This is a genomic window from Microseira wollei NIES-4236, from assembly GCF_020521235.1.
GTDB classification, from domain to species: domain Bacteria; phylum Cyanobacteriota; class Cyanobacteriia; order Cyanobacteriales; family Aerosakkonemataceae; genus Microseira; species Microseira wollei.
In genome coordinates this window covers 1-6,540 of the sequence record NZ_BLAY01000312.1, presented here as the reverse complement: position 1 = coordinate 6,540, position 6,540 = coordinate 1, and the positions used below count along the sequence as shown (strand labels likewise).

General features: G+C 44.8%; 6 protein-coding genes. 4 read left to right on the top strand and 2 right to left on the bottom strand.

The window, feature by feature from the left end:
• Positions 1 to 145 precede the first annotated feature (145 nt).
• The 3 genes from MiSe_RS46945 (at position 146) to MiSe_RS46935 (ending at position 3,859) form a co-directional block, all read left to right on the top strand.
• On the top strand, positions 146 to 556 hold the full coding sequence (locus MiSe_RS46945) for a tellurite resistance TerB family protein (RefSeq protein WP_226593923.1): 411 nt from the start codon (positions 146 to 148) through the stop codon (positions 554 to 556).
• Positions 557 to 787: 231 nt separating this feature from the next.
• The gene (locus MiSe_RS46940) at positions 788 to 2,416 is read left to right on the top strand and encodes an HAL/PAL/TAL family ammonia-lyase (RefSeq protein WP_226593921.1); all 1,629 of its coding nucleotides are present in this window, start codon (positions 788 to 790) and stop codon (positions 2,414 to 2,416) included.
• Between the two features lie 99 nt (positions 2,417 to 2,515).
• A complete protein-coding gene (locus tag MiSe_RS46935) occupies positions 2,516 to 3,859 on the top strand; it encodes a cytochrome P450 (protein WP_226593920.1) in 1,344 nt (447 codons plus the stop codon).
• On the opposite strand, the gene MiSe_RS46930 is transcribed toward MiSe_RS46935, so the two are convergent.
• Both MiSe_RS46930 and MiSe_RS46925 read right to left on the bottom strand, forming a co-directional pair.
• The gene (locus tag MiSe_RS46930; protein ID WP_226593918.1) at positions 3,840 to 3,995 is read right to left on the bottom strand and encodes a hypothetical protein; all 156 of its coding nucleotides are present in this window, start codon (positions 3,993 to 3,995) and stop codon (positions 3,840 to 3,842) included. The two genes, MiSe_RS46935 and MiSe_RS46930, sit on opposite strands and share 20 nt — an antisense overlap.
• Before the next feature lie 353 nt (positions 3,996 to 4,348).
• The gene (locus tag MiSe_RS46925) at positions 4,349 to 4,543 is read right to left on the bottom strand and encodes a hypothetical protein (RefSeq protein ID WP_226593916.1); all 195 of its coding nucleotides are present in this window, start codon (positions 4,541 to 4,543) and stop codon (positions 4,349 to 4,351) included.
• 450 nt (positions 4,544 to 4,993) lie between these two features.
• Between MiSe_RS46925 and MiSe_RS46920 the strand changes: the two genes are divergently transcribed.
• Positions 4,994 to 6,540, top strand: a 1,547-nt coding sequence (locus MiSe_RS46920; protein WP_226593914.1) for a beta-propeller domain-containing protein, incomplete at its 3' end; no start/stop codon positions are given.

Below are 6,540 nucleotides of genomic sequence, written 5' to 3'. Positions count from 1 at the left end.
TCATTCTCCCTCGGAGCGGTTCTCGGCACAGTCAGGAAATGTTAACCAGATAGCTATTGAAGGGCGAAAAGTTAACTTTAATTCCTGGCCTGAATCCCCGTCTCTTTAGAGCGGGGTGTGGCTCAACTTTGGCAAAATTCCAAGTATGGAAGCTTATGATGGTTACTTGAAGTCGGTTCTCATTTGTGCCAATGGAGACGGTACATTAGCCCCTGAAGAAAGAGACTGGGTCGTTGGGTTTGCATCTGCTTTTGGCGCACCAGACTCATTAGTGGAGGAACTCAAATCTTACAAAGCTGACGAAGATATCGAGCAGGTGATTGGTGATGCTCCAGAGGCAACTGGTTCACGGCGTTATCTTGTTTACGATGCTATTAAAGCTTGCAGTGCTGATGGAGAATATAGTGACCCGGAACGGGCAAAGGTAAGCAAAATGGCAGCAAAACTGGGTGTTTCTCAAGATGTGGTTCAACAAATTGAAGAAATCTGTCTCGCAGAAGCCAAACTATGGGAGAAACGGCAGCAACTGATGTATCCGGAGGGGGCACCTATCTAGCCATTTCTTATACTAAAAACGACACAGGAATAGTCTGAGAAATTCTCCATACACGAGGTTGCAGAAACTCATTCTTTGGCGTTGCTGATTGATAGGATGAATTTTGTGTAACCCAAAGACGCAAAGAATTAATCATTTAGTCTTGTGTCTGGGTAAAAAATATCGATTTATCCCTATTTATGCAACGCCCATTCTGCCACACAAAAGTTTGAATCAAGGAGAGCAAAATAGGTGAAAGTTAGCTTAGGTGGTTTTTTAACCATAGATCAGGTTGCACAGGTCGCTCGCAATGGTGTACAGGTAGATATAACCAATCAAAGTGATATTTTGCAAGGTGTCCAAGCATCCTGCGATTACATTAACAAAGCAGTGGCAGCTGGTCAGCCAATATATGGTGTAACCAGTGGTTTTGGTGGAATGGCTAATGTTGTTATCTCACCTGAACTGGCAAGCCAATTACAGAACAATCTGGTTCGATATCATAAGGTTGGTGCAGGACAGAGGTTACCTCTAGCAGATGTACGAGCTGGAATACTTTTGCGGGCTAACTCTCACTTGAAAGGAGTGTCTGGTATTCGGCTTGAGGTGATTCAACGCATGGCGTTTTTTTTAAATGCTGGTGTGACTCCCTACGTATATGAGTTTGGCAGTATTGGTGCTAGTGGTGATTTAACACCACTGGCTTATATCACGGGAGCATTGTTTGGAGTTGATAGCAGTTACAAAGTTGACTTTAATGGCGAAGAGATAGATGCTCTAACAGCGCTAAAGCGTCTGGGATTACCACCATTGCAACTCCAGCCCAAAGAAGCGCTAGCTATGATGAACGGTACTTCAGTAATGACAGGAATCGCAAGTAACTCTGTACATGATGCACGAGCAGGGCTGGCATTGACAATGGGTATCCATGCACTATTGATTCAGGGCTTGAATGGAACAAATCAGTCATTTCACCCATTTATTCATCAGTGTAAACCTCAAGTTGGTCAGATTTGGGCAGCTTCTTGCATGTTGGAATTATTGCAAGGATCGAGCTTAATCCGTAATGAATTAGACGGTTCTCATGACTATCGGGGGAACCAACCGATTCAAGATCGTTATTCACTCCGTTGTTTGCCGCAGTATATAGGTCCCATTATGGAGGGAATCAAGTATATTTATAGCCAAATAGAAGTGGAAATTAATTCAGTTACCGATAACCCATTGATTGATGTTGCCAATCAAGCAATTTATCACGCTGGCAATTTTCTCGGACAATATGTAGGAATGGCGATGGACCAGTTACGCTACTATATTGGGCTGTTAGCTAAACACCTTGATACACAAATTGCCCTTTTAGTAGCACCCGAATTTAATAATGGACTCTCCGCCTCTTTAGTTGGTAATACTGAGCGTCTAGTTAATATGGGACTCAAGGGGCTACAAATCACTGGAAACTCCATCATGCCCCTGTTGACTTTTTATGGAAACTCAATTGTCGATCGCTTTCCGACTCATGCTGAACAGTTCAACCAGAACATTAATAGCCAAGGATTTAATTCAGCAAATTTAGCTCGTCGTTCGATTGAACTTTTTCAGCAATATCTGGCGCTGGCATTGATGTTTGGAGTCCAAGCAGTTGATCTAAGAACCTATTTGGTTGCCGGTCATTACAATGCTAGTGAGTGTTTATCACCTGCTACTAAAAAATTGTATGTGGCTGTGCGAGAAGTTGTTGGAAAACCTCCTTCACCCCATTATCCCTACATCTGGAATGATGACGAGCAATTTCTCGATCAACATATTGCTCTAATTGCTCATGACATTTCAATAGGTGGTCAAATTGTGCAAGCCGTCAACGAAATTCCATCGATTTTTTAGATTTATTAATAAGGAAATTATACAATCTTTCCTAGTCTATATCCAGATGCCAAAGCTTGGACTCCAGTAAATGCTGAATTGTTGAATACTTAATCAATTATGAGCATGAATCAAGAGGTATTTAATTTACCTGGACCTGGGAGAGAATCCGTAGTTGATACACTGGCTAACCTCAACGAAGATAAATTGGCTTTTTTAACCAAATGCTCTCGTGAATATGGGGATGTTGTACCGCTACAAGTCGGTATAAACCAAGTTATATTACTCAACTGTCCTAGCTATATCGAGCAAGTTTCAAAAGATCGATCTCTGTTTGTTAGAGGTCCGCATGTGCGTACTGCCTTGCAAAGGCTACTTGGTGAAGGGATATTTCTGAAGGAGGGAGAATCCTGGCTTCATCAACGACGCATTACTCAACAAGTCTTTTACCATCAGCACATTACCACCTATGGTGAAACTATAGTAGCTTATACTGAACGCTTGCTCAATCGTTGGCAAGATGGTGAAATCCGTAACGTTCAGTCAGACATGATGCGCCTAACTTTAGACATTATATGGAAAGTAATCTTCAACGATGAGTTAACTGAGGAAGAGGCTCAAGATATAGGTTACATTTTAGGAATATCTACGAGATTGTTTGAGAGTAAAGACCAAGAAGAATTTAATGACCAGCAGTTAGCAACGCAGAACCTGCGTTACGAACGTATTCTCGAAGAGATGGATAGATATATTTATTCTCTGATTCAGCAGCGACGACAAAGTGGTGAATATTCAGGCGACTTGCTCTCAATGCTGATGCAAGTTCGCGATGAAGATAATAATAGTCAAATGAGCGATAAGCAACTGCGAGACGAAGTAGTGACTTTATTGTTTGCAGGACAAGAAGCTCTAGCTGTTGTCTTGTCTTGGACTTTTATTCTGCTATCGCTACACCCACAAGTCCAAACCAAGTTACTGACTGAATTAAAAGAGGTATTGGATGGTCGCTATCCCTCAGTTTCTGATATACCGCACTTGTGTTACACCAACTCGGTAATCAAGGAGGCAATGCGGCTTTATCCACCTGTAGCTGTTATGCCTCGTATAGCTATTCAAGATTACGAAATTGGTGGTTACAAAATACCAGCAGGATGCACAGTTTTAATAAGTGCATGGACAATGCATCGACACCCGCGTTACTTTGAAGATCCAGACAAATTTGATCCCGATCGCTGGGCTAACGATTTAGAAAAGCGGTTGCCTAGAGGAGTATATTTACCCTTTGGGAATGGTCCACGCATTTGCATCGGTAAGAGTTTTGCAGAAATGGAAATGGTGTTGATTATCGCAACTATGGCTCAAAAATACCAACTAACCCTAGTACCAGATTTTCAGATCGTATTATGGGCAACCATCACACTCCGCTCAAAACTAGGCGTTCCAGTTAAGTTGGAAAAGAAATAGTGCTGCTGTTGCCCTCACTGGTGCTTTGGTTCAAACGAACCTTCAGCTTCAACTCTGGTGCATGGTTCCAGGTCGTAATCGGAAATTTCAGGTCGGCATTGCGATCGCCATTCAGGTAGTCCTGTGTCTTACTCAAAGCGAATACAGCTAACTATTTATTATACCGAAATTTTCCGTCTATTCAACCTCTAGCTTACGGTTCGCTCATTTGGAAAAGAGTTAGGGAAATTGAACTTTAGTCGCCATTTATTGGAGGCAGATAATTTTTGCTTGTCAGCCAAATTATCTGCTTCCGGTAATCATATCATGTCCGGTTGAACGCTTATAATTAGGGCTGACTCCCAGACGCGGGGACGCTCCCGACGGGTCGAAGTTTTTATTACAAGTAATTAACCGGACATGATATCAAACAGCTTGAGCGAGAGGAAGCGAAGAGAGATAAATAATTCAGCTCCTTGGCAAACGGATTCGATATTAGGAGTCATTCTTCTAGAGATCGCGTATTTCCTTTAAAGATTTGAGATGACGCTTCATATCAATTAATTGCCGTTTTAAGACTGGATACTTGCTGGCGGGAATTAGTGAATCTTTTTGGCGATTCACGAGAGTTTCTCTCCCATGAACGCGAAAATTAAGCCGATTATTTAAGCGATAATTCTGAGTTGAGGTGGTTATTGCTTTCACTAGGGTAATTTCTCCAGTTTTTTCAGGAAAGCGCTGGCGAATATTGCCGGAAAAAATTCCGCCAATGTCTTTGTAATTTCCCAGTTGATAAGCGATAAAATTCCCCAGGGAATAAATGGCAACTATGGTGCTTAATTTTCCATCTTTGACCCGGAATTTGAAGATTTGGTAAGGTTGAACTACATGGGGATGAGGTCAGCTGGCACTTGTAGTCATGTAAATTCACTAGCCCCAGGCTGGATTCTAGAAAAAACAAGGGAAAAGCCGGCAGTTGCCCCCTTTGTGGGCAACTGCCGATGAACTGGCATTTTGGCAACACAGGTTGGGCTAATCAAATTAGACTTATGAAGCCTAGATTCTTACCTAGTCAAAATATTAAGAAACATTGGCTCAAAACCTACCCAGAGTTTTGTCCAGACAACTAGCTGGATTAGCCCAAGGAGAAAGAATATGATTGCAGACAGTCAATCGCCAACAATTGAGAAATTTAAATCCGAGTCAGAATTAAAATCGTACTTAGTCAACGATGCGCTGACGAAGTACTCGAGTTTGTTCGGGAAGAAGACAGATGATATCTTGGCCCAGGCGGACTCCGTCAATCTGTTATCTAACCAGAGCCAGCTAGAGGGCAACGTCGCTCAGGTGATAGCGTCAGCGGATGCGAAAAACTCAAATAGCTTCACAACGGTGATAGGGGGAACGGCATCGGTCGATTCCAGCTCAACGAACACCCAAGAGCAGGGGGTGGACGAGGCCGACCTGGTGGAAACCGACGGGAAGTATATTTACGAGGTGGTGGGTCAGACTTTAACGATAGTCGATGCGCGCAATTCGCAACAGCTGAACATTGCCTCGCAAACAGATTTAAGCTCTCTGGGCAACATCAAGGGAGCCTACCTCCAGGGCAACCGGCTGACGGTGATATCCAATGACAGGTCTTGGAAGTTTCTGTTCGCCAAGGCATCGTCTGGCTCTATTCCCACGTTCTCTGGTCCCAAGGTCAACGTCACGGTGTTCAACGTATCCGACCCGAAGTCGGTGAAGATAGAGGAAAAATCGCAGTTGGAAGGGAGTTTGCTGACGTCGCGCGCCATCAACGACCAGGTGTACGTGGTGACGCAGGCTGGGTTTGGCTTGCCGGAGCCGGAACTAGTGCCGGGAACGAAAGTTGAAACCAAACCAATTGCCAACGAGGGTTTTAACCTGTCCAAGCGAGCTATTAGTCCAATCATTTCCCCTATCCCCTGGGACACATACACTTACCAATACGAAACTAAAGAACAATACCTGGCGCGGATCCAAGGTCAGGAGCTGAAGCTGGGTCTGCCTGACTTTACCACGGTGGATGGCCAAGGACGGCTAGTGGGCTCAGGACAGCTCAGTCAAGCCACTAACATCTACAAGCCGCTGGATGACAAACCCTACCAGGTGGCCAACGTCTCGGTCTTCGACGTGGATGATGGCAAGCCGGGACCCGACTTCTCGACGGGCATCCCTACCAGCTACCTGGATAAGGCTTACATGTCCCGCGACAATCTCTACTTGTTAAGGACGGATTGGCAGGATTGGTCAAACCCGCAGACGCAGCTGTTAAAGGTGGATCTCAACCCGCTTACGTTAGTCGCCACAGGGGACGCGCCCGGTCAGGTACTCAACCAGTTCTCGGTGGATGAACACGAGGGCTTTGTGCGTGTCGCCAGCACCACCGGCTCCTTTTGGAACAACAACACATCCAACAACCTGTACGTATTGCAGCAGCAAGGCCAAAAGCTGGACATTGTGGGTCGCCTTGAGGGTCTAGCGCCGGGAGAAACCATCCACTCGGCTCGCTTGATGGACGATTATGGCTTTATGGTCACCTTCAGGCAGATCGATCCGTTTTTCACGCTGGACTTGAGGCAGCCGACCAATCCCCAGCTGGCTGGCGAGTTGAAACTGCCCGGCTTTTCCCAGTACCTTCAGGTGATTGAGAGCTCAGGCAAGCAGCTGGTATTGGG